22 protein-coding genes and 1 tRNA gene are annotated in these 21,220 nt (G+C 64.4%); 13 read left to right on the top strand and 10 right to left on the bottom strand.

The features are described 5' to 3' along the window. Window positions 1-5 precede the first annotated feature (5 nt). The 5 genes from cobA to FJ423_RS05510 all read left to right on the top strand — a co-directional run bounded on the left by cobA (window position 6) and on the right by FJ423_RS05510 (window position 4,477). Window positions 6-803 (top strand): uroporphyrinogen-III C-methyltransferase, encoded by a 798-nt coding sequence (gene cobA, locus FJ423_RS05530; protein ID WP_140839908.1) that lies wholly within the window; start codon window positions 6-8, stop codon window positions 801-803. Then, window positions 800-2,116, top strand: a complete 1,317-nt coding sequence (locus tag FJ423_RS05525; protein WP_140839906.1) for a cobyrinate a,c-diamide synthase — start codon at window positions 800-802, stop codon at window positions 2,114-2,116. The genes cobA and FJ423_RS05525 overlap by 4 nt, the downstream gene beginning before the upstream one ends. Beyond that, window positions 2,113-2,880, top strand: a complete 768-nt coding sequence (gene cobS / locus FJ423_RS05520) for an adenosylcobinamide-GDP ribazoletransferase (protein ID WP_140839904.1) — start codon at window positions 2,113-2,115, stop codon at window positions 2,878-2,880. Before FJ423_RS05525 ends, cobS begins: the two co-directional genes overlap by 4 nt. Before the next feature lie 24 nt (window positions 2,881-2,904). Next, window positions 2,905-3,915 carry a nicotinate-nucleotide--dimethylbenzimidazole phosphoribosyltransferase gene (gene cobT, locus FJ423_RS05515; RefSeq protein ID WP_140839902.1) on the top strand — a complete coding sequence of 337 codons (1,011 nt, stop codon included), beginning with the start codon at window positions 2,905-2,907 and terminating at the stop codon, window positions 3,913-3,915. A gap of 229 nt (window positions 3,916-4,144) precedes the next feature. Further along, on the top strand, window positions 4,145-4,477 hold the full coding sequence (locus FJ423_RS05510; protein ID WP_140839900.1) for a hypothetical protein: 333 nt from the start codon (window positions 4,145-4,147) through the stop codon (window positions 4,475-4,477). A gap of 176 nt (window positions 4,478-4,653) precedes the next feature. Here FJ423_RS05510 and FJ423_RS05505 read toward each other — a convergent pair. Together FJ423_RS05505 and FJ423_RS05500 are read right to left on the bottom strand one after the other, a co-directional pair. Beyond that, window positions 4,654-4,729: transfer RNA gene (locus tag FJ423_RS05505), tRNA-Lys, on the bottom strand. A 163-nt stretch (window positions 4,730-4,892) separates the two neighbouring features. Next, a complete protein-coding gene (locus tag FJ423_RS05500; protein ID WP_095764813.1) occupies window positions 4,893-5,795 on the bottom strand; it encodes a PhzF family phenazine biosynthesis protein in 903 nt (300 codons plus the stop codon). A gap of 132 nt (window positions 5,796-5,927) precedes the next feature. On the opposite strand from FJ423_RS05500, the gene FJ423_RS05495 reads away from it, so the two are divergent. Genes FJ423_RS05495 through FJ423_RS05485 form a run of 3 tightly spaced genes read left to right on the top strand, consistent with a single transcriptional unit; the run spans window position 5,928 to window position 9,137 of the window. Then, a complete protein-coding gene (locus tag FJ423_RS05495) occupies window positions 5,928-7,214 on the top strand; it encodes an efflux RND transporter periplasmic adaptor subunit (protein WP_140839898.1) in 1,287 nt (428 codons plus the stop codon). Window positions 7,215-7,218: 4 nt separating this feature from the next. After that, window positions 7,219-7,923, top strand: a complete 705-nt coding sequence (locus FJ423_RS05490; protein ID WP_140839896.1) for an ABC transporter ATP-binding protein — start codon at window positions 7,219-7,221, stop codon at window positions 7,921-7,923. Further along, a complete protein-coding gene (locus FJ423_RS05485; RefSeq protein WP_140839894.1) occupies window positions 7,920-9,137 on the top strand; it encodes an ABC transporter permease in 1,218 nt (405 codons plus the stop codon). The genes FJ423_RS05490 and FJ423_RS05485 overlap by 4 nt, the downstream gene beginning before the upstream one ends. Window positions 9,138-9,210: 73 nt before the next feature. Here the strand turns inward: FJ423_RS05485 and FJ423_RS05480 are convergent, their stop codons facing one another. Beyond that, window positions 9,211-9,927, bottom strand: coding sequence for a hypothetical protein (locus FJ423_RS05480; RefSeq protein WP_140840100.1), 717 nt, complete (start codon window positions 9,925-9,927; stop codon window positions 9,211-9,213). A gap of 5 nt (window positions 9,928-9,932) precedes the next feature. After that, window positions 9,933-11,045, bottom strand: coding sequence for an endonuclease/exonuclease/phosphatase family protein (locus FJ423_RS05475; RefSeq protein ID WP_140839892.1), 1,113 nt, complete (start codon window positions 11,043-11,045; stop codon window positions 9,933-9,935). A gap of 167 nt (window positions 11,046-11,212) precedes the next feature. Here FJ423_RS05475 and FJ423_RS05470 point away from each other — a divergent pair, with 167 nt between their 5' ends. Together FJ423_RS05470 and FJ423_RS05465 are read left to right on the top strand one after the other, a co-directional pair. Further along, window positions 11,213-11,797: a BA14K family protein gene (locus FJ423_RS05470; protein ID WP_140839890.1), complete on the top strand. Its 585-nt coding sequence runs from the start codon at window positions 11,213-11,215 to the stop codon at window positions 11,795-11,797. 170 nt (window positions 11,798-11,967) lie between these two features. After that, window positions 11,968-12,252, top strand: coding sequence for a PilZ domain-containing protein (locus FJ423_RS05465; RefSeq protein ID WP_095764807.1), 285 nt, complete (start codon window positions 11,968-11,970; stop codon window positions 12,250-12,252). Window positions 12,253-12,818: 566 nt separating this feature from the next. Here FJ423_RS05465 and ilvC read toward each other — a convergent pair. The 3 genes from ilvC to FJ423_RS05450 all read right to left on the bottom strand — a co-directional run bounded on the left by ilvC (window position 12,819) and on the right by FJ423_RS05450 (window position 15,102). Next, entirely contained in the window at window positions 12,819-13,838 is a 1,020-nt protein-coding gene (gene ilvC, locus FJ423_RS05460; protein ID WP_140839888.1) for a ketol-acid reductoisomerase, read from the bottom strand. Window positions 13,839-13,863: 25 nt separating this feature from the next. Further along, window positions 13,864-14,517, bottom strand: a complete 654-nt coding sequence (locus tag FJ423_RS05455; RefSeq protein WP_140839886.1) for a TetR/AcrR family transcriptional regulator — start codon at window positions 14,515-14,517, stop codon at window positions 13,864-13,866. A 129-nt stretch (window positions 14,518-14,646) separates the two neighbouring features. Further along, the gene (locus tag FJ423_RS05450) at window positions 14,647-15,102 is read right to left on the bottom strand and encodes a MarR family winged helix-turn-helix transcriptional regulator (RefSeq protein WP_140839884.1); all 456 of its coding nucleotides are present in this window, start codon (window positions 15,100-15,102) and stop codon (window positions 14,647-14,649) included. A gap of 96 nt (window positions 15,103-15,198) precedes the next feature. On the opposite strand from FJ423_RS05450, the gene FJ423_RS05445 reads away from it, so the two are divergent. Both FJ423_RS05445 and FJ423_RS05440 read left to right on the top strand, forming a co-directional pair. Next, complete coding sequence (locus FJ423_RS05445) at window positions 15,199-15,504, top strand: Rieske (2Fe-2S) protein (protein ID WP_140839882.1); 306 nt, start codon at window positions 15,199-15,201, stop codon at window positions 15,502-15,504. Window position 15,505: 1 nt separating this feature from the next. Then, window positions 15,506-16,225, top strand: coding sequence for a glutathione S-transferase family protein (locus tag FJ423_RS05440; protein WP_181174726.1), 720 nt, complete (start codon window positions 15,506-15,508; stop codon window positions 16,223-16,225). On the opposite strand, the gene FJ423_RS05435 is transcribed toward FJ423_RS05440, so the two are convergent. Together FJ423_RS05435 and FJ423_RS05430 are read right to left on the bottom strand one after the other, a co-directional pair. Beyond that, complete coding sequence (locus FJ423_RS05435; protein ID WP_140839878.1) at window positions 16,179-17,408, bottom strand: NAD(P)/FAD-dependent oxidoreductase; 1,230 nt, start codon at window positions 17,406-17,408, stop codon at window positions 16,179-16,181. The two genes, FJ423_RS05440 and FJ423_RS05435, sit on opposite strands and share 47 nt — an antisense overlap. 83 nt (window positions 17,409-17,491) lie before the next feature. Further along, window positions 17,492-17,902, bottom strand: a complete 411-nt coding sequence (locus FJ423_RS05430) for a helix-turn-helix domain-containing protein (RefSeq protein ID WP_095764800.1) — start codon at window positions 17,900-17,902, stop codon at window positions 17,492-17,494. 268 nt (window positions 17,903-18,170) lie between these two features. Between FJ423_RS05430 and FJ423_RS05425 the strand changes: the two genes are divergently transcribed. Then, a complete protein-coding gene (locus FJ423_RS05425) occupies window positions 18,171-19,064 on the top strand; it encodes an SDR family oxidoreductase (RefSeq protein ID WP_140839876.1) in 894 nt (297 codons plus the stop codon). 145 nt (window positions 19,065-19,209) lie between these two features. Here the strand turns inward: FJ423_RS05425 and FJ423_RS05420 are convergent, their stop codons facing one another. Further along, entirely contained in the window at window positions 19,210-21,126 is a 1,917-nt protein-coding gene (locus tag FJ423_RS05420) for a potassium transporter Kup (RefSeq protein ID WP_140839874.1), read from the bottom strand. Window positions 21,127-21,220: the final 94 nt, after the last annotated feature.

Here is a 21,220-nt window from a genome sequence, read left to right as displayed (position 1 = left end):
CCAATATGAACGGACGGGCTAATGTGGAGCAGGCGCTGGCGCGGCTGAACTTCAAGCCGCGCGAGCTTGAGCCAGGCCATGTCTGGCTGGCAGGCGCCGGCCCCGGCGACCCCGGCTGCCTGACGCTGGAGGTGCTGGCGGCACTTGGGCAATGCGATGCGCTGGTCTATGACGCGCTGGTCTCGCCCGATGTCGTGGCGGTCGCTCAAGGCGCCGAGCTCTTCTACGCCGGAAAACGCGGCGGCCAGCCCTCGATGAAGCAGGACGACATCAACGCGCTTCTCGTGCGGCTGGCGCGCGAAGGCCGCCGAGTCGTGCGCCTGAAGGGCGGCGACCCCTATATTTTCGGCCGCGGCGGCGAAGAAGCTCTGGCGCTCGCCGGCGAAGAAATTCCGTTCCGGGTGCTCTCCGGCCTGACCTCCGGCCTCAGCGCGCTGGCTGCCACCGGCATTCCCACCACCATGCGCGGCATCAACAAGGCGGTCATTCTCGCCACCGGCCACGCCGCCGGCACCGATGACGACATCGACTGGACCGCGATCGCCCGCACCGGACAGCCGGTCGTCGTCTATATGGGCATGGCCAATTTGCCGGTGATCGCGGCAAAGCTGCTCGAGGGCGGCCTCGCGCCATCGACCCCGGCCGCCGTGATCGTGGCGGCAACCACGCCGCAGGAGCGCATCGTCGTCGCCACGCTCGCCAACATCGCTGACGAGGCCGCGGCCGCCGGGCTCGCTTCGCCGGCGCTGATCGTTGTCGGCGGCATCGTCGCCATGCGCGCGGCACTGACGGGCGGCGCATGACGGCGCGCGCAATCATCGTCGGCGCGCCGCGCTCCGGCTCGGGCAAGACCAGCGTCACCATCGGCCTGTTGCGTGCGCTTGCGCGGCGCGGGCTGAAAGTGCGCGGCGCGAAGTCCGGACCAGACTATATCGACCCGGGCTTCCACGCCGCCGCGACCGGCCTGTCAGGCGTCAACCTCGACAGCTGGGCGATGTCGCCTTCTCTGCTCAATGCGCTAGCGGCCGAAGCCGCGGACGACGCCGAATACATTATCCTTGAAAGCGCGATGGGCCTGTTCGACGGCATCCCCGCGCCGGAAGGCCGCTCCGGCTCGGCCGCCGATCTCGCCCGGCTCTACGGCCTGCCAGTGCTTCTGGTGCTCGATGTTTCCGGACAGTCGACCACGGCCGCCGCCGTCGCCAAGGGTTTTGCCACCTACGATCCGGATGTCCGCATGGCCGGCGTCGTGCTCAATCGGCTCGGCAGCGAACGCCACCGGCGGCTGTCCGGCGACGCCATCGAAGCGATCGGCCTGCCCGTGGTCGGCGCCATCCTGCGCGATCCGACGCTCAACCTGCCGGAGCGGCATCTCGGCCTCGTCCAGGCCGGCGAGTACGAAAACCTGATGGCGCATCTCGACCGCCTGGCCGACATGGTCGAAAAGTCGCTCGATATCGACGCTATCCTAGCGCTGGCCACCCCGCTGGATCCGGCGACCGGCGACTTCGGCGATGCCTTGCAGCCGCCCGGACAGCGCATCGCGCTGGCGGAAGACGCCGCCTTCACCTTCCTCTATCCGCATGTCGCCACGCATTGGCGCAAGGCAGGCGCCGAGATCGTGCCTTTCTCGCCGCTTGCCGACGAGGCGCCCTCGCCGGACTGCGATGTCTGCTGGCTGCCCGGCGGCTATCCCGAGCTGCATGCCGGCAAGCTCGCGGCCGCGATCAACTTCCAGGCAGGAATGGCGCGCTTTGCGGCGGCAAAGCCGGTTCACGGCGAGTGCGGCGGCTTCATGGTGCTGGGCGAAGTGCTGGAAGACGCGGACGGCGAGAGCCACAAGATGCTTAGCCTGCTTGGCCATTCGACCAGCTTCGCCAAACGCAAGATGAATCTCGGCTATCGCGAGGCGCGGCTGCGCGCCGCCTGTCCGTTGGGGCCGGAGGGCACGCGGATCCGCGGTCACGAATTCCACTACGCGCAGATGCTTGCTGCCGGCAATGACGAGCCCTTGGCCGATCTCGCCGACGGCCAGGGCAATCCGCTCGGCGCCTCCGGCTACCGGCGCGGCCATGTCAGCGGCACCTTCTTCCATGCCATTGCGAGGAGCGCATGAGCGGCCCTTCCGCGCCCCGGCAAGTGCTTGACGATATCGGCCTCAGCCTCGTCTTTTTCACCCGCCTGCGGTTGCCCTCGAGCGATTTCGGCGGCCGCAGCCTGGCGGATGCGATCTGGGCCGCGCCCTTCGCCGGCCTCGCGGTGGCGATCATCGGCGCGCTCGTCTACGCGATCGCCTATAGTTTGGGTCTTGCCAGCGGCCCGGCCGCGGCGCTCACCCTCGCCGCGACGATGCTCGTCACCGGCTGCCTGCACGAGGACGGGCTTTCCGATATCGCCGACGGCTTTTGGGGCGGCAGGACGCGCGACAGGAAACTGGAAATCATGCGCGACAGCCGCATCGGCGCGTATGGCGCTGCAGCGCTTGGGCTGTCGCTGCTCATCCGCTGGAGCGCTCTTTCCGAACTCGCCGGTCCAGGCCACGTATTCCTGGCGCTGCTTGCCGCGCATGCCGGCTCGCGCGGCCTGTTCGGCGCCTTTATGCATCTTCTGCCGCCGGCCCGCAGCGACGGCCTGTCGGCGGGCGCCGGCACCGTCACCGCCGAAACCGCAGTCATCGGCGCCGCGCTCGGCGCGGTGGCGCTGCTGGCGCTCGGCCTTGGCGGCGCGATAGCGGCGCTCATTCTGCTCGGCCTGGTCTTCATGGCGTTCCGCGCTCTTTGCCTCAGCCAGATCGGCGGGCAGACCGGCGACACGATCGGCGCGCTGCAGCAGCTCGGCGAGATCGCCGTGCTGCTCGTCGCTTCCATCTGCCTTTCCTGATTCACTTTCGGAGACCTTGCCCCCATGAGCTTCAAATCCCTCGAAGACCTTCGCGCCGCCTGCCTCGACCTCCCGTCCGGCAGCGATGCGGCCGCCAGCGCCGTCGCGAGGCGCCAGGACACGCTGACCAAACCGCAGGGCAGTCTCGGCCGGCTGGAAGCGATCGCCGCCTGGCTCGGCCGCTGGCAGGCGCGCGACATGCCGAAGCTCGACCATGTGAAGGTTGTCGTCTTCGCCGGCAATCACGGCGTCACCGCGCAGGGCGTGTCGGCCTATCCTTCGGAAGTCACGGTGCAGATGGTGGCGAATTTCGCCGGCGGCGGCGCGGCCATCAACCAGCTTGCCCGCGTCGCCGGCGCCAAGCTGGACGTCATTCCGCTCGACCTCGACCATCCGACCGGCGATTTCACGATAGCGCCGGCGATGGACGAAAAGGCGTTCCTCGCCGCCGTCTCGGCCGGCTACGACACGGTAACCAAGGATCTCGACCTCGTCTGCTTCGGCGAGATGGGCATCGGCAACACGACGCCTGCGGCGGCGATCTCGACGGCGCTTTTCGGCGGCGGCGCGGAAAAATGGACCGGCCGCGGCACCGGCGTCGACGATGCCGGGCTGCTGCGCAAGGTCGTGGCCATCGAGGCCGGCCTCAAGCGCCATGCCGATGCGCTCTCCGACCCGCTGAAGATCGCTGCCGCCCTTGGCGGGCGCGAGCTGGCTGCAATCCTCGGCGCCACACTCGCCGCGCGCAAGAACAACGTGCCGGTGCTGCTTGACGGCTTCGTCTGCACCGCAGCCGCAGCACCTCTGGCGAGGCTGCATCCGACCGGGCTGGCCCACACCATCGCCGCCCATGTCTCGGCCGAAGCCGGCCACCGCCGCCTGCTCGAGGCGCTCGGCCTGCCGCCGCTGCTCGATCTCGGCATGCGGCTCGGCGAAGGCTCCGGCGCCTGCCTTGCCGTCAACATCGTGCGTTCGGCACTGGAATGCCACGCGAAGATGGCGAGCTTTGCCGAAGCCGGGGTTTCGGAGAAGTGACGGGATTGGTCGCCCTTACGCAATTTCTGTTTCTGCAAATCGGCTTAATATTATCTAAATTTAGCGGATTTGACGGTTGCACTGATCTGACCACGGATCACTCAAAGATCCTCTTACCAACAATTGCAAATGATTTGTGATCATCCTCACAGATCAAACTCTGACGCCATGCCAAATCATACCTCGTTATTACCCCATAATTGAGGTTTCTTCAGAAAAGGAGGAAGGCATGGCTCGTTCAATTAGAGTACTCTACCGGGGAATGAAAGGTACAATTCGTCAGAACTTCAATTGGGACCCGATCAACCTAGACTCGGTGGTGATCATAACAGCAGCGGAATTTATACCTGCCTTCGGTGGCTTTGGTGGCGGACCGAAGACGCTTGGGCGCCCAAATCTTGGCTCCGCTAATGTTTATGTGACCAATGTTGGCCCCCACGGCGTGGCCGGCGGGGAAGCAGGAGGCGTTGAATTCCTTCTTCATGTCGACTGGGACAGCCCGTTGGACATCGTTGCGACCATCACCGTTCTGGATGACATCGAGGAATTCTTCCAGGCGTAGCAGACATCTTCCGTGGCCTAGTGCGGCATTGGCACTTGCGGCTTGATCCTTCGATCGCCGGTTGGGCATCAATCGTCATGAGAGCTGTCTGACGGGCGATCGTTGCAGGTCTTGAGCTTTAACAGCTCAATCCGCCGCGAAGGCGGGCTAAAAAGGAGAAATACCATCGGAAAAAATGGTGGGTGTGCACAGGATCGAACTGTGGACCCGCTGATTAAGAGTCAGCTGCTCTACCAACTGAGCTACACACCCACACCGCCGGAAAACTCAGCGTCGGCGGCGCATATAGCCGCCGCTTTCGGCTGTGTCTAGGCCCTGCCGGATCATTTCCCGACAAATCGACACGGCATGATCGCGAAAAGTGGATTCCGGTTTTTCGGGAAAAGATCATGCCTGCCAAAAAAGCCCGCAGGTGTCACACGAATAGCTTGCCTTCAGCCACCTTGACCGCGTGGCCGCCAATGCGCGCGGAGGCCAGTTTCCCGCCATCGACATTGAGCTCGAGCCGGATGCGCGACGGCCGGCCCATTTCCAGCCCCTGCTCGATCCAGAGCTGCGAGATGCCGTCGGTCGGGGCGTCGAAATGCATGATGGCGCCGGCAAAGGCGGCCGCGGCCGAACCGGTCGCCGGGTCCTCATAGGAAGGCGTGCCGGGCACGATCATGCGGGCATGGAAGGCGCTGTCGTGATGCACCGTCTCGCGGCAATAGACATAGGGGCTGGCGAAGGCCCATTCGCTCTTGCGCGGCGCCAATTCCGACCACGCCTGGTTGTCGAGCCGGATCTTGGCCGCCTCCTCCAGGCCGGCAACGGGAATCGTCACATAAGGCACGCCGGCCGACCAGAAGGCGACGCGGTGATTCTCGAAGCCGATCTCGTGCGGGGCAAGGCCGAGCGCGGCGCCGATCGCGTCCGGGTCAGCCTTGAGCTCCAGCGGTTCCGGCAGTTTCGCCAGGTCGAACTCAGCGAATGTCGAGCCGTCATGCTTGCTCACCGCGCAACGCACCGGCCCGATATTCTCCTCCAGCACGAAAATGCCGGCGGCCTCGCCGGCGAGTTCGGCCAGCGCGATCGCCGAGCCGACCGTCGGATGCCCCGCGAAAGGCATCTCATAGTCGGGCGTGAAGATGCGTATGCGGTTGCGATGCTTCGGATTGTCGGGAGGCAGCACGAACACTGTCTCAGACAGATTGAATTCACGTGCGATCGCCTGCATGCCGGCAGTGTCGAGCCCGTCGCTGTCCAGCACCACCGCAAGCGGATTTCCAGCCAGCCTTTCGGTGGTAAACACATCGTAAAGCAAGTAATTGCGCGCCATGGAGAAAACCTTTCGCCTCGCCCCGAATTTCTGCCTCAATCCAAACATGAGGGAAATTTAATTTGAAATTCGAACCTTAAGGCCTGATTTGTGGACGGATAGGGACATCCATTTTCAGCATAGGGGTCCGGCGTGGACCAGCTTGTCAATCCGCCAAACGCGGAATCCGGTACTTCCATAGAGGCAGCGCTCGGGCTCGACCGCAAGGGCGTAAGCCGCAAGCGTCGCCGCTTCTGGTTCTACGCGCTGCTGGCGATAGCGATCATCGCCGCCGGCGTTGCCCTCTATCGATGGTATGCCGCAGCACCTCCCAGGATCGAATACACCGCCGTGCCCGCGGCGGTCGCCGACCTCACCGTCGCGGTATCGGCCACCGGCACGCTGCAGCCGCTGACCCAGGTCGACATCTCCAGCGAGCTTTCCGGCATAGTCCGCTCGGTCGCGGCCAATGAAAATCAGCGGGTCAAGAAGGGCGACGTGCTGGCGACGCTCGACACCGCCAAGCTGGAGGTCCAGATCGAGCGCGCCACCGCCTCCGCCAAGGCGGCGGCGGCCGCCGTCGAGGACGCCAAGGTGACCTTGCAGGAAAACGAGAACGCGGTTGTGCGCGCAAACGCGCTGACCAAGCGCGGCATGGCGACGGACCAGTCGCTCGAAGCGGCGACGGCGACGCGCGACCGCTCGAAGGCGGCGCTCGACAGCGCCGAAGCCAATCTCGCCATCGCTCAGGCAGATCTCAAGGCGCAGCAGACCGATCTCGCCAAGAGCACCATCTATGCGCCGATCGACGGCATCGTGCTGACGCGCTCGGTCGACCCTGGCCAGACCGTCGCGTCCTCGCTGCAGGCGCCGGTGCTCTTCGTCATCGCCGCCGACCTTCGTAACATGGAATTGCAGGCTGCGGTCGACGAGGCCGATATCGGCGAGGTCAAGCCCGGCCAGCACGCCCGCTTCACCGTCGACGCTTTCCCGGACCGACCCTTCGACGCCGAGATCCGCGACATCTCCTACGCCTCGGTCACCACCGACGGCGTTGTCACCTACAATGCCCGCCTCGAAGTCGACAATGGCGAGCTTCTCTTGCGGCCCGGTATGACGGCCACGGTCTCGGTGGTGACTCGGCAGGCCAAAAGCGTGCTTACCGTCCCGTCGACCGCTTTCCGCTATCGCCCGATGCAACAGCAGGCACGCGGCTGGAGCCTTAGCGACCTCTTCACCGGCCGCATGGGCCGCCCCAACCGGCAGCGCGAGGCAACGAAGGCGCCGACCGACGGCTCGCGCACGCTCTATGTGCTGGAGAACGGCCGGCCACGTCCGGTCAACGTCAGGATCGGCTCGACCGACGGCGAGCTGACCGAGATCACCTCCGGCCTCGACGAAGGCGCGCAAGTCATCACCGGCGCGCAGCAGCGGAGCTGACGAAATGTCGGCTCCCCTGCTCATCACCTTCGACAAGGTCTGGAAGAGCTATGGCGAGGGCGAGGCTCGCGTGCACGCGCTGGCCGGCGTCGACCTCGCCATCCGGCGCGGCGAATTCGTCGCCATCATGGGTCCCTCGGGCTCGGGCAAATCGACGGCGATGAACATCATCGGCTGCCTCGATACGCCGACGGCCGGAACCTACTGTTTCATGGGCATCGATGCGGGCCGCCTCGACCGCAACCGCCGCGCGCTTTTGCGCAACCTTTATGTCGGCTTCGTCTTCCAAGGCTACAATCTGCTGCCGCGCACGACTGCGGCGGAAAATGTCGAGCTGCCGCTGATCTATCGCGGCGTTGCCGCGCGCGAGCGCCGCGATCTCGCCATGCAGGCGCTGGCCGAGGTCGGGCTGGTCGGGCGCGAGCACCACACGCCGGCCGAGCTTTCCGGCGGCCAGCAGCAGCGCGTGGCGATCGCCCGCGCCATCGTCACCAGACCGACGCTGCTGGTCGCCGACGAGCCCACCGGCAATCTCGACACGGCGCGCACGCACGAGATCATGGAACTGCTGACAAGGCTCAACGCCGAGCTCGGGCTCTCCATCGTCATGGTCACGCACGAGGCCGACGTCGCGAACTATGCCGGCCGCACCGTCCGTTTCCTCGACGGCCATGTCGCCTCCGACACCTTAGCGGAGCAAGCGGCATGATCTGGGAGACCGTGCGCCTCTCGCTGCGCTCGATCCGCCGCAACGTATTGCGCTCGTTCCTGACGTTGCTTGGCATCGTCATCGGCGTCGCCGCCGTCATCGCCATGCTCACCATTGGTTCCGGCACGACGGAGAAGGTCAAGGCCGATATTTCCAAGCTCGGCAGCAACCTGCTCGTCGTCCGCGCCGGCCGGCCGGCAGGCCCCGGCGGACCGGGAGGGCTCGACCAGGCGGTGCGGCCGCTGGCCGAAAAGGATGTCGCCGCGCTCGTCGCGCATCTGAGCGGCGCGCGCGCGATTTCGCCGGCCTCGCAAAAGCAGGTCCGCGTCATCTTCGGCACCGAAAGCCTCACCTCGGGCGTGACCGGCACCGACAGCGCCTATCTCGACGCCCGCGACTGGAAGCTGGTGTCAGGCCGCCCGTTCAGCGATTCCGAATCGCGCGCCGGCGCCGGTGTGTGCCTGATCGGCGAAACCGTGCGCCAGCAATTCTTCGGCGCCGGCGATCCGGAGGGTGAGATCATCCGCGTCAACCGCACCTCCTGCAAGATCATCGGCCTGCTCGAGCCCAAGGGCTACACCGGCTTCGGCCAGGACCAGGACAATGTCGTGCTGATGCCGCTGCACGCCTATCAACGGCGCATCGCCGGCAACCGCGACATCGACAACATTTATATCGCCGCCGACGACCGCACCCCGACCACCGAGCTGCAGTCGCGCGTCGAGGACATTTTGCGCGACACACGCCGTATCACGCCCGACCGAGATCCCGATTTCGCCATCCGCGACATGACCCAGATCGCGGATGCGATGACCAGCGCCACCACGACCATGACCGGCATGCTCGGCGCCGTCGCCGGCGTCAGCCTGCTGGTCGGCGGCATCGGCATCATGAATATCATGCTGGTCTCGGTCACCGAACGCACGCGCGAGATCGGCATCAGGCTGGCCATCGGCGCGCATGAAAAACACATCCTCATCCAGTTCCTGGTCGAGGCGACGGTGCTGTCGCTCTTTGGCGGCATCATCGGCATCCTGATCGGGCTTTCGCTGGCCGGCCTCGCCTCGATGACGCTGACGATACCCTTCGCGCCAAGTCCCGCCGTCGTCCTGCTCGCCGTCGGCTTCTCTGCGCTGATCGGCATGGTGTTCGGCTTCTTCCCGGCGCTGCGCGGCGCAAGGCTCGACCCGATCGACGCGCTCAGGCACGAATAGTCAGAAAACAACGTTCCGCGCCTGTGCCCCCTGATCTTGTGGTGAGGCAGCGCTGAAAGAGCGGGGGGTGCTGCTAACGATCGCCGCCGAAATGCCACTCGACCAGCGGCTTCATGTGCGGCATCAGGCCGGCGGGCAGATCGCCGGCGTGGCGGATGATGACCGGCCCTTCGATCTCCGGGTCGGTCTCGGCGGCGACGAAGGCGGTGATACGCCGCGCCAACTCGTCGGCGGATTCCGCGACCCGGTAGCGGCGGAAGATGACCGTACCGCTTGCCGTCGATAGCGCGTGATAGCGCTGTCCGCGTTCAGCCGTCGAAAGGTCCAGCCCGGTCTCCTCCCTCACCTCGCGGATCATGTTGAAGTCGACATCGACCAGTCCGTCGCGGAAATCGATCGGCTCGAAGGAGCCGGCGGCGAAATAGACGCGGCCGGCATTGACCGTATGCGGCCCCATGCGGATCGCCACCAGCGCATTGTCGCCGGCGACCAGCACGGCATGCGCGTAGGCGTGCTCGGCGCCGGAATTCTCGCGCCGCTTGCGCCACAGCATGAAGGTCGAATAGTTGACTGCGTGGCAGCGGCCGACGAGGCGACCGTCGCGGTAGGCAAGCTCGGCAAGCAGCACCACAGCGCCATCGAACAATGCCGGATTGGCGGTGATCTCCTGCCGCCAGTTCTCGGCGATGGCTGCAGCATTGCTCAGCGCGAAGGGATGCGGGCCGGGATCGAGGCGGACATCGACCGCATCGACCGGAAGGATGACGTTGCGCGGCAGGTCGAAACTCAACAGCGTCACGCCATGTCCACTGTGATCGCCACCGGGCAATGGTCCGACGCTTTCGGCCTGTCCCAGCCCGCGCGCGGGAAACGTTCGACCTCCTGTCCGGGCGGAAAGATGGTGCGCCAGGGCTGGCCATTGCGGATGATGTCGGGAACGGCGGTGGCGTTCTTCGCGGCCAGCCCCTTCGACAGCAGGATATAGTCGAGCTGGCAAAGGTGCCGCTCCTCCGGGCCGCGCGTATGGTAGAAGCTCCAGCGGTCCATCTCCGGACGCCGCTCGACAACATTCTCGCAAAAGCCGCCTGCGGTGAGCACATCGATCGAGGACAGGGTTTCGTCGACAACCTCGAAACGGTAGCCGTCGATGGCGTCGCCATCGATCTTCACGCGTTGCCGGTAATCGTTCATGTCGCCGCAGATGGCCCAGCGTTTGTCGGCGGCATGGTCCTTGCCGAAACGCTCCTCGACGATGCGGCGCACCGCTTGCGCTTCCGCGATGCGCAGCGGCATCGACGCCTGGCGGCCATCCAGCCCGTTGCGCGGCGGCCCCATCGATTTGAAATGCACCAGATAGAGCGTCAACGGCACGCCGCCGACCCTCAGGTCGATCTCCAGGCAGTCGCGGCGAAAGACACGCTCATTGGCGAGATAGCCGAGCGCGGCGAGCTCCGGCGTGAACAGCCCGAACTCCTCGAAGGTGACATAGGCGTGGCTGGTCATGCGCACGAAGTCGATCGGCTGCCCTTGCGCTGTTTCATTGCGCATCATCACCGCGACATCGATGCCGCGCGTATCGTTGCCGGCGGTGGTGTATTTCTGCCGGTAGCCCTGGCCGATCATCTTGAACAGATAGCCATATTCGAAAGCCTTCAGCGCCTCGATGTTGTCGACCTCCTGCATGCAGATGATGTCGGCGCGGGTGGCTGCTATGGCGAGCGCCGTCAGCTGGCGCGTGTCGTCGGACTGGGCGATGGCACGAGCCTGCTCGAGAAACCGGTATTCGGCCTCGCTCTGGATATCGAACAGCGCCAGCGTGCGGTCTTCATTGAGCTGGTTGCGATAGCCCGAGAAATCGAACCTGCTCATCAGGTTCTCGACGTTGAAGGTGGCAAGCCGAAGCGACATGGCCGTGACCTTTGCCCGCAAGCGGGGACGAAAACAAGAGCCAGGCGCGATACTCGTTATGGTTGATGGAACCTTTCCGTTCATCTTCCGTTCAGACGGAAAGTTCCAACAATGGGCCTCTTCCCGGGGTGTGCTGGGCGTGGGGCCTTTGCTCCTTGGAGAGTGAAATGAAACCGCTTTTCTCTTCCCTTCGATCCGGGCTCCTGGCCCTCGGTTTCGTTGCCGGCGTGACGGCACCGTCGGTGGCCGGCCCAATCCTGCAACCCGATCTGTCGATCGCAACCAGCACGGCGGCAACCATCATACCCATCCGCGACAGTTGGGCCGGCGGCAACGACCGGCAGGGGATGTATGACTGGCGCTGGCGGCGCGGTGGCGACTGGCGGGGCCGGGATTTCAGATGGCGCGGCGACGACTTCCGCTCTCGTCATTTCTCCCGCAATTGGGATGGCGGCGACTGGCGCTGGCGGCATCATCGCCATCATCGGCATTTCGACAATGGTGACGCCGCCCTTCTGGGGCTTGGGCTAGGCCTGGGCCTGGGTAGCCTCGCCTACAACAACTACTACGATCCATATTATTACGACCCCTACCCGCGCTACGTTCAGCCGCGGCGCATCTACCGGACCGAGCGGCTTTCCAGGGCCCATGTCCAATGGTGCTACGACCGCTACCGGTCCTATCGGGCCTGGGACAACACGTTCCAGCCCAATTACGGCCCGCGCCGGCAGTGCATCTCGCCCTATATCTGAGCCCTTCGGCAGGAAGGATGAGACGGCGCCCTTCGCGGCGCCGTTTTATTTTGCCGAACCTGTGTCCGCCATCGGCCGATAACCCTAAATTCATCGGCGGCGGCTATTCATCCATGCCGTTGTCCCTCAATATGACGATTCGCGCGAACGGGGTGCGAGACGTGCACGCCATGGCCGAAAACGAACACAGAAACCAACACAGGCAACGCGTGCTCAAAGGCGCGGCGATCCTGACCGGCATCAACAATTCCGAGGTCAGATGCACGGTGCGCAACATGCATGCTAACGGCGCAGAGTTGAAAGTGCCGATCGATGCACGCGTGCCGGACGAATTCCTTCTCTATGTGCCGATCGACGGCATCGGCTATAGGGCGGTGGTCCGTTGGCGCCGCGAGGACCGCATCGGCGTCGAGTTCACCGGCACCGAGCCCAAGCCGCACTGGCATTACGGGTGAGCCGCGGCGACTGGCTTGCCTAGTGGTTATGCACACGGAGTTTAAAAGGTTGCGGTTTGTCGACGGATACGATTTTCACCGTTCCTTTCCGTGAAATCAGTGCAAACGCCGGGGATTGGCCGAAGCCTCCCAACCTCGTCATTCCAGGGCGGAGCAGCCGCGAAGCGGCGTCGCGAAGACCCTGGAATCCATTCCGTGACCTGAGCCGTGGAATGCATCGGAGCAGAATCTGCACCGCAGCAGCGCTCTTGCGTCACGGCGTGGATCCTCGGGTCTGCGCGCGTCGCTTCGCTCCTTGCTCCGCCCGTGGATGACGACTGGGTGGGCGCTTTGGCCAATCTCCAGGGCATGCCACCCGCCAACACAAACATGGCCAACCGGTCAAAATCCCTATGCAGAACCACTAGAGAAAAGGCCGGCGGATCGCTCCGCCGGTCTCATGAGATGCACAACAAAACGAGAATTAGTTTAGTTCTTCGCCTTGTCGACCAGCTTGTTCTTGGCGATCACCCGCGCGACCGCAGGGCGAAGCCCGAGGACGCGCAGGCAAAAAGACGTGGATCGCCTTAGTTCTTCGCCTTGTCGACCAGCTTGTTCTTGGCGATCCACGGCATCATCGCGCGCAGCTTGGCGCCGACTTCCTCGATCTGGTGGCTGTCGTTGCCACGGCGGATGCCCTTGAAGCGCGACAGGCCGGCCCGATATTCCTGCATCCATTCCGAGGTGAACTTGCCGGTCTGGATGTCCTTCAGGATGCGCTTCATCTCGGCTTTGGTGTCGGCGGTGATGATGCGCGGACCCGAGACATATTCGCCCCATTCGGCGGTGTTCGAGATCGAGTAGTTCATGTTGGCGATGCCGCCTTCATAGATCAGGTCGACGATCAGCTTCACCTCGTGCAGGCACTCGAAATAGGCCATTTCCGGCGCGTAGCCGGCTTCCACCAGCGTCTCGAAACCAGCGCGGATCAACTCGACCAGACCGCCGCACAGCACCACCTGCTCGCCGAACAGGTCGGTCTCGCATTCCTCGCGGAAATTGGTCTCGATGATGCCCGAACGGCCGCCGCCGACGCCGCAGGCGTAGGAGAGCGCGAGGTCGAGTGCGTTGCCCGAAGCGTCCTGGTTGACGGCCACCAGGCACGGCACGCCGCCGCCCTTCTGGTATTCGCCGCGCACCGTGTGGCCCGGGCCCTTCGGCGCGATCATGACGACGTCGACCGACGCCTTCGGCTCGATCAGGCCGAAATGCACGTTGAGGCCGTGCGCGAAGGCGATCGCGGCGCCGTCGCGGATATTCGGCGCGATCTCGTTTTTGTAGATGTCGGCCTGCAATTCGTCGGGCGTCGCCATCATCATCAGGTCGGCCCATTTGGCGGCGTCCGCCACGCTCATCACCTTGAGCCCGTCGGCCTCGACCTTCTTGGCGGTCGCCGAGCCGGCCTTCAGGCCGATGGCGATCTCCTTGACGCCGGAATCCTTGAGATTGAGCGCGTGCGCCCGGCCCTGGCTGCCATAGCCGATGATGGCGACCTTCTTGCCCTTGATGAGGTTCAGATCGGCGTCACGATCGTAATAGACACGCATTGTGGTCTTCCTTCCCGTTTGAAGATCAGAGGGCCTGCGGCCCGGTTTTTGCTCCGAAAAGAGCGAGAAACTGTTGCGTCGCGCGGCGGGCATCGCCGCCGATCGTCGCCCCAGTCAATTCCACCCGATCGCCGAGCAGCAGACGTATCTGCACGTCCCGGCCGACCAAGCCGAAAAAGGTCCGGAACACCGTCTCGGCGTCCTCGAAATCGAGCAGTCCTGCCTGGCGTCCGGCTTCGAGCACAGGCTTCAGGCGCTTCGCCAAGGCAAAGCGGCCGTTCTGCAGCACGACGGCGCCGAGATCGTCCTTGCCCGAGCCGGCATGGCTGACCGCGACACGGTTGAGCGCGATCGAGGTGTCGCTGGAAATCACCTTGAGCCAGTCTGATGCGAAGCGTTCGAGGCTCGCGGTGAGCGAAGCAAGATCGAGCCCTTCGCGATCGACCGGCGCCACGCGCACTTTGGACGCCTGCCACTGCACTGTAGCCGTCAGCAGCCCGTCACGGTCTCCGAACCACTTGTATAGCGTCTCCTTGGAGCAGCTTGCCCGCCGCGCCACCGCAGTCATGGTCAGGTTGTCGCCCTCCTCGACCAGCAGACGAAGCGCCGCATCCAGAACGGCCTGCTGGCGCTCGGTGAGCGTCTCGCTGTTGTCGATGTCGGCGCCTGCCTGCAGCACGTTCTGTCCTGTTTTCCGGTCGCTCGGATGCGTACCGTACGTTACGGTTCGGCTTATTGCGCATTCCGGTTTCGGATGCAAGGGGCCGCGGCGAAAAACGATCCGGCAGAACAGCGAAGGGCTCGCCCGCTAATCGCTTATCGGCGGATCACGCAGCCGTCCGAGAAGGCTAGCCAATGTCTTCAGATCCTGGGCTGAAAGCCTGTCGCCCATTTGGTCCGCGATCGAAGCGCCATAGACAGCCCAGATGCGGCGGCGCATGTCCCGACCGCTTGGCGTGATGCGCACGGTCTGGCCCCGGCCGTCATCGGAGACCGGCAGCTTTTCGACCAGGCGATTCGCTTCCAGCCGGGCCAGGAGCCTTGAAACGCCGTACTGTGCCAACAGAACGCGATCGATCAGCTCGAACGGCCGCAGCCCTCCCTCGCCCGCTTCCGCCAGCTCGTGCAGCACGTCATACCAGCCTAGCGGCGGCAGCCCGCTGGCCTTCAGCGCGTCCTCGGTCTTTTCGACCAGTTGGCGCGAGACGCGCATGAGGCGCGCCCAGGCGGTGACGGCTTCGGGCGATGGCGATTTCTTCGTCATCGGCGAAGCCTAGCGGATAGATGCATTTGCATCAAGCTTGACGATCAATGCAAATGCATCCATATAGATGCAATTGCATCGACAAGGAGTTCTCCTATGAAACAGGAAATTTGCAAGATCGCCGATATCCCGCAAACCGGCAGCCTGATCGCGCCGTTCTTCGGCCGCGAGATACATGTCTGGCGCAGCGGCGAGCGCATCCGCGCCGCGGCCAATGTCTGCCTGCATTTCGGCGGGCCGCTGGAATGCAAGGGCGGCTCACTTGTCTGCCAATGGCATGGCGCGAAGTTCGACATGGATAACGGCGAGCGTGTCGAAGGCCCGGCGCCGAAGGGCTCCCGCCTGATGTTCCTGTCGACCCGCGTCGAAGACGGCGCGCTGAACTATGTCTGGGGGGAATGAGATGACCGCCAGGCTCACCCTCGTCAGCCATCACCTCTGCCCCTACGTCCAGCGCGCCGCGATCTCGCTTGCCGAGAAAGGCGTGCCGTTCGAACGGGTCGATGTCGACCTTGCCAACAAGCCCGACTGGTTCAAGGCGGTCTCGCCGCTCGGCAAGGTGCCGCTGCTGCGCGTCCGGCATGGCGACGCGCAGGAAGTCATTTTCGAATCCGCCGTCATCCTCGAATTTCTCGAGGAGACGGAGGTCAATCCCTTGCACCCTGCCGATCCGCTGCTGCGGGCCAGGCATCGCGCCTGGATCGAATTCGGCTCGGCGATCCTCAATGCCATCGGCCGCTTCTATTCCGCTGCCGATGAAGCCGCTTTCCTCCGCGAAAGCAGAGGCTTGTCAGGGATGTTCGCGCGTGTGGAAGCAGAACTCGCGGCAAGGCAAAGCGGTCCGTGGTTCGCCGGAGATCGTTTCTCGCTGGTCGACGCCGTCTACGGACCGGTCTTCCGCTATTTCGACACGTTCGACCGCATCGGCGACTTCGGCATTCTCTGCGGCAAGCCGCTCGTCCAGGCATGGCGCGAGGCGTTGAGCGAACGGAAATCGGTGAAGGAAGCCGTCAGCCCGGACTATCCGTGGCGGCTGCACGCCTTCCTGCGGGCAAAGGGGTCTTACCTGTCCGAGATCATCCGGCTGCAGGCCATTGCAACTCCGCAAGCCCGATCCGCCTGAACGGATCAATCACGGTTCCGGCGACCATGGCCGCAAGGAATTGCGGCCCCGGCGGAACTCTCGCCAGCGCCGCCACCATACGGTCGCGGACAAAGGGCAAGGCCGCGGAGTCCGACTGGTAGAATGGCGTCAGCGACAGCGACAGCGCCTGGAACACGCGTACATGCCAGCGCCTCGCTTTCGCGTAGGTGTCGAGCGCGTCGTCGACACCTTTCGCGTGCGCCAGCGCGTGGCTGAGCGCCGCCGCGTCGAGCAGCGCCATGTTCGCGCCTTGCCCGAGCTGCGGGCTGGTCGAATGCGCGGCATCGCCGATGACGGCAAGCCGCCGGCCGGCGGGCAGTGCCATCGTGTGGTGGCCATAGCGGGCGAGCGAGAGCTGCTCGAAACTGTCGATCTGGCTGGTGAAAGCCTCGCACTCCGGCCAGACCGAAACCACGCGCAACTTCCATGCTTCGAGCCCCTCGGCCTTTACCTGTTCGGCATCGGCCGGCTTGAGGCTCCAGAAGAAAGCCGCCATGTCTTGCGCGCCAGGCTCGGGCCGGCCGATGGGCAGCACGCCGACCATTATGCTTGCCTTGTCGTAGCGCTGCAGCAGCGCGCTTCTGTCAAAGCCGTCCCGCCAGCCGAGCGACGCCCAGAATGCGCCATAGGCGAGCGGCCGTGGCATGGCGTTATCGCCGAGATATGACCGCAGTTTCGAGCGCGCGCCGCTGGCATCGACAATGAGGTCGAACGGCCCGAGCCGCCTGCCGTTGCTGCAGACCAGCGTCGCGCGCTCGCCGACTTCCAGCGTTTCGACCTCGACATCGGTTTCGATGGCGATCGCTTTGCGCAAGGCGGCGCGGTAGAGCACCCCGAACAGCGCCGCCCGATGCACGGCGAGGCCGAAGCGGCGGCCGCGCCGCGCGTCATAGCGGACTTCGAGCACCGTGCGCCCGCTGCCGGCGTCAGTGCCGTGCAGCCGCTCGATGCGGCTGCCAAGTGAAAGGATCTCATCGAGCAGGCTGAGATCGGCGAGCACTGTCAGCCCGGTCGGCTGCAGGATGAGGCCTGAGCCGACAGGTCTCGGCGCGTCGAAACGCTCGAAAATGGTGACCTTGTGTCCGGCCCGCTTGAGGTAAAGCGCTGCCGCCAGCCCGGCCGGACCAGCGCCGGCAATCGCGATCTCGTAAGACTTGCCCATCGTCCCCCAACCCGACCCTGCGGGGACAATCCCGCTTGGAACGCGCCGGATCAATCGGGCGCTTTGACGCTTGTGTCGAGAGATCAGCCCTGGGCGGTGTCGAAGGCGGCGCGCGCATCGCGCACCGCGTCATGATTGAGTTCGGCCCATTGAACGAGCTGTTGCAGAGGCAGGAACATCGAACGTCCAAGATCGGTCAGGCTGTATTCGACGCTCGGCGGCTTGGTCGGGAACACCTCGCGGTGCACGTAGCCGTCCCGCTGCAGATCATGGAGCGTCTGCGTCAGCATGCGCTGCGAGATGTCGGGAACCAGCCGGCGCAGCTCGCCAAAGCGATAGGGCTTCTCGGCCAGTGCCATCACCAGCAGCGAGCTCCATTTGCCGCTGATGCCCTGGATCACGTCGCGGACCGGACAATCGGCGAAATTGGCGCCGTTCGTCATGGCCTTGTAGACCTCGAGCTTGGCTTTCAGATTGAAGATCTTGCTGTCCATCGCGACACCCGCTGATCGAAACTAAAGCATCTCCCGAAAGTGGGAACCGGTTTCGGGATAAAGACATGCGTAAACCAAAAACATAAAGCGCATGGAGCGAATCTGAAAGATCGCGACGCGCTTTAGGCCGGCCGGGGTGGTTCCCTGGCAGTGCCTACCTCCCGAAAAACTGCCTTCTTTACAGCCTGCGGTCAATTCCTATTTTAGCGCTGGTCTCTTTTTGAGACCATCAATCAGACCCGCCATTGGCATTTTCAAGGGATACCCGATGACCGAAACCCTTCTCGTAACCGGTGCTTCCGGCCATCTTGGCCGCGCCGTCATCAATCATCTGCTTGGCGAACGGAAAGTCGCGCCAGCCAATATCATCGCCACCACACGCAACCCGGAAAATCTCGCCGATCTGGCTGCGCGGGGCGTCGCTGTGAGAGCCGCCGACTTCGACGATAAGGCTTCGCTGGAAGCAGCGTTCACGGGCGCCGACCGGGTGCTTGTCATCTCGACGGGCGAGCTCGACCTGAAAAGCGACCGGCGCCTGAAACAACATCAGACAGCGGTGGCGGCGGCCAAGGCGGCCAAGGTCTCGCACCTGCTCTACACCTCGATGCCCAATCCGGAGCCCGGCTCGCCGGTGCTGTTTGCTGGCGACCATTACGGCACCGAAGAGGCGATCAAGGCGAGCGGCATCCCCTACACCATCTTCCGCAACGGCTGGTATCAGGAGAACCTGTTCAGGTCGCTGCCGCATGCCATTTCGTCGGGCAAGTGGTACAGTTCGGCCGCCGACGGGCGCATCGCTCACGGCGCGCGCGACGATATGGCGGCCGCCATCGCCGCCGGCCTCGCATCCGACTCCAAGGAAAGCCACATCTACACGCTGACCGGCCCGCAGGCCTATACCACGAATGAAATTGCGGCGCTGGTAAGCGAAGTGACCGGCAAGCCGCTGGAGGTCATCCAACTGCCGGACGAGGCGCTGACCGAAGGGGTGAAAGCGGCGGGCGTTCCCGAGGACTTCGCCCGCATCATCGTCTCCTTCGATGCCAACACCCGCGCCGGCCGCATAGGCGAGGTGACCGATGCGGTCGAGAAGCTCTCAGGCCGCAAGCCGCGCACGCTGAAACAGTTCCTCGAAGCGAACAAGGCCGCATTGCTCGGCTGAAGTCTGGCGCTCCTGGGAGGTCGTCCCCCCGGCGCGCTTCACTTCGATTTCTTGGGGATCCGAGCCGGATCAGGCTCTCAGCGGTCGCGACAAGCGCGCCTTTCCGAGATGCGGTGTCCAGCCGCGACCGGCACGGCGCAGCCTCTCAGATCGCGACCTGCGTGCCAATCTCCACCACGCGTCCGGTGGGAATCTGGAAATACTCGGTCGCGTCCGACGCCGTCTTCGCCAGGCCGATGAACAGCCGGTCCTGCCAGATCGGCATGCCGGAATTCGGCGAGGCTTTCAGCGAACGGCGCGACAGGAAGAACGACGTCGTCATGATGTCGAACTTCCAGCCCTGCTTGCGGCAGATGGCCAAGGCGCGCGGAATGTTCGGCTGCTCCATGTAGCCGAAGGTCAGCGTCACGCGCATGAAAAGCTCGTTGACCGTCTCCAGCTTCACGCGTTCGCTGTCCGGCACGACGGGCTGCGGCGCCGTCACCACCGACAGGATGACGTTCTTTTCGTGCAGCACCTTGTAGTGCTTCAGGCTGTGCATCAGCGCCGTGGGGGCGCTCAGCGGATCGCTGGTCAGGAACACGGCGGTGCCCGAGACCAACTGCGGCTTCTTCTTCAACAGGTTTCCCGCCAGGAAATCGAGCGGGATCTCGTTGCGGCGCGTCTTGTCGAAGAGGTAGCGGCTGCCGCGCACCCAGGTCCACATGCCGAGGATGATGGCGAAGGCGACCGCGAGAGAGGCCCAGCCCCCCTCGAACACCTTGACGATGTTGGAGGCGAAGAAGCCTATGTCGATCAGGGCGAACACCGCCGTCAGGCCGATCGCCGGCCAGATATTCCACTTCCAGATGCGTGTCATGACGATGAACAGCAGCGTCGTCGTCACCAGCATGTTGCCTGTGACGGAAATGCCATAGGCCGAGGCGAGCCTGCTGGATTCGCCGAAGCCAACCACCAACAGCATCACCACCAGCGCCAGGAGCATGTTGACGCGCGGCATATAAACCTGGCCGGACTGCTTCTCCGACGTATGCAGGATTTCGAGTCGCGGCAGCATGTTGAGCTGCACCGCCTGTCTGGTCAGCGAATAGGCGCCGGAGATGACGGCCTGGCTGGCAATCACGGTCGCTGCGGTCGCAAGGACCACCATGGGGATCAGCGCCCAGCCCTCATTCATCTCGAAAAACGGGTGGCCGACCGTGCCCCCCTTGGCAAGCACATAGGCCCCCTGCCCGGCATAGTTCAAAAGCAGGCAGGGAAACACGATCGCAAGCCAGGCCAGCACGATCGGCTTGCGGCCGAAATGGCCGAGGTCGGCATAGAGCGCCTCGGCGCCGGTGACGGCCAGGAAGACGGCGCCGACCGTGACGAAGGACACGTCGGGCGAATTGATGAAGAAGGCCACGATGTAGTGCGGGCTTATGGCCCACAGGATTTCCGGGTCCGAGATGATGTGCTTCAGCCCGGAAACGCCGATGGCAAGGAACCATATGGCGGTGACCGGCCCGAACACCAGGCCCACACCGCCCGTGCCGAAACGCTGCACCGCAAACACGGCTGCGAGAATGAGCAATGTCAGCGGCACCACATAGGGCTGGAAGGCGGGGGTGACGACGTTCATGCCCTCGACCGCTGACAGCACCGAGATGGCGGGCGTGATGACGGCATCGCCGAAGAACAGCGACGCGCCGACGATGCCGATGCCGAGCACGATCGCCGAGCGTGTCGGAAAAGTACCGCGCGCCAGCGCCATCAGCGACAGCACGCCGCCCTCGCCGCGGTTGTCGGCGCGCAGCACGAACATGATGTATTTCACCGTCACCGTGATGGTGAGCGACCAGATAATCAGCGACAGCACGCCGAGAATGTCGGCGCGGTTGGCCACGTCGCCGCCCGACGAGGCGTGCAGCGCCTCGCGGAAGGCGTAGATCGGGCTCGTGCCGATATCGCCATAGACGACGCCGAGCGCCCCCAGCATCAACACCTTGGCGCTGTGCTGTTCGATCTCTGGATGGCTCGATTGGTCGACGGGTTCTGCCTCAGCACCATTGGCAAGGGCCATGGACCACACTCCGATAAAACGCGCGGTGCTCTACGCTTGCTGCAGTGCAATATCAAGTGCCCTAGCGTGAGGGCTCCCATGCCGCCGACGCACG

It is taken from the genome of Mesorhizobium sp. B2-8-9 (genome assembly GCF_006439475.1).
GTDB lineage: Bacteria > Pseudomonadota > Alphaproteobacteria > Rhizobiales > Rhizobiaceae > Mesorhizobium.
This window is presented reverse-complemented; position numbering and strand designations above follow the sequence as displayed.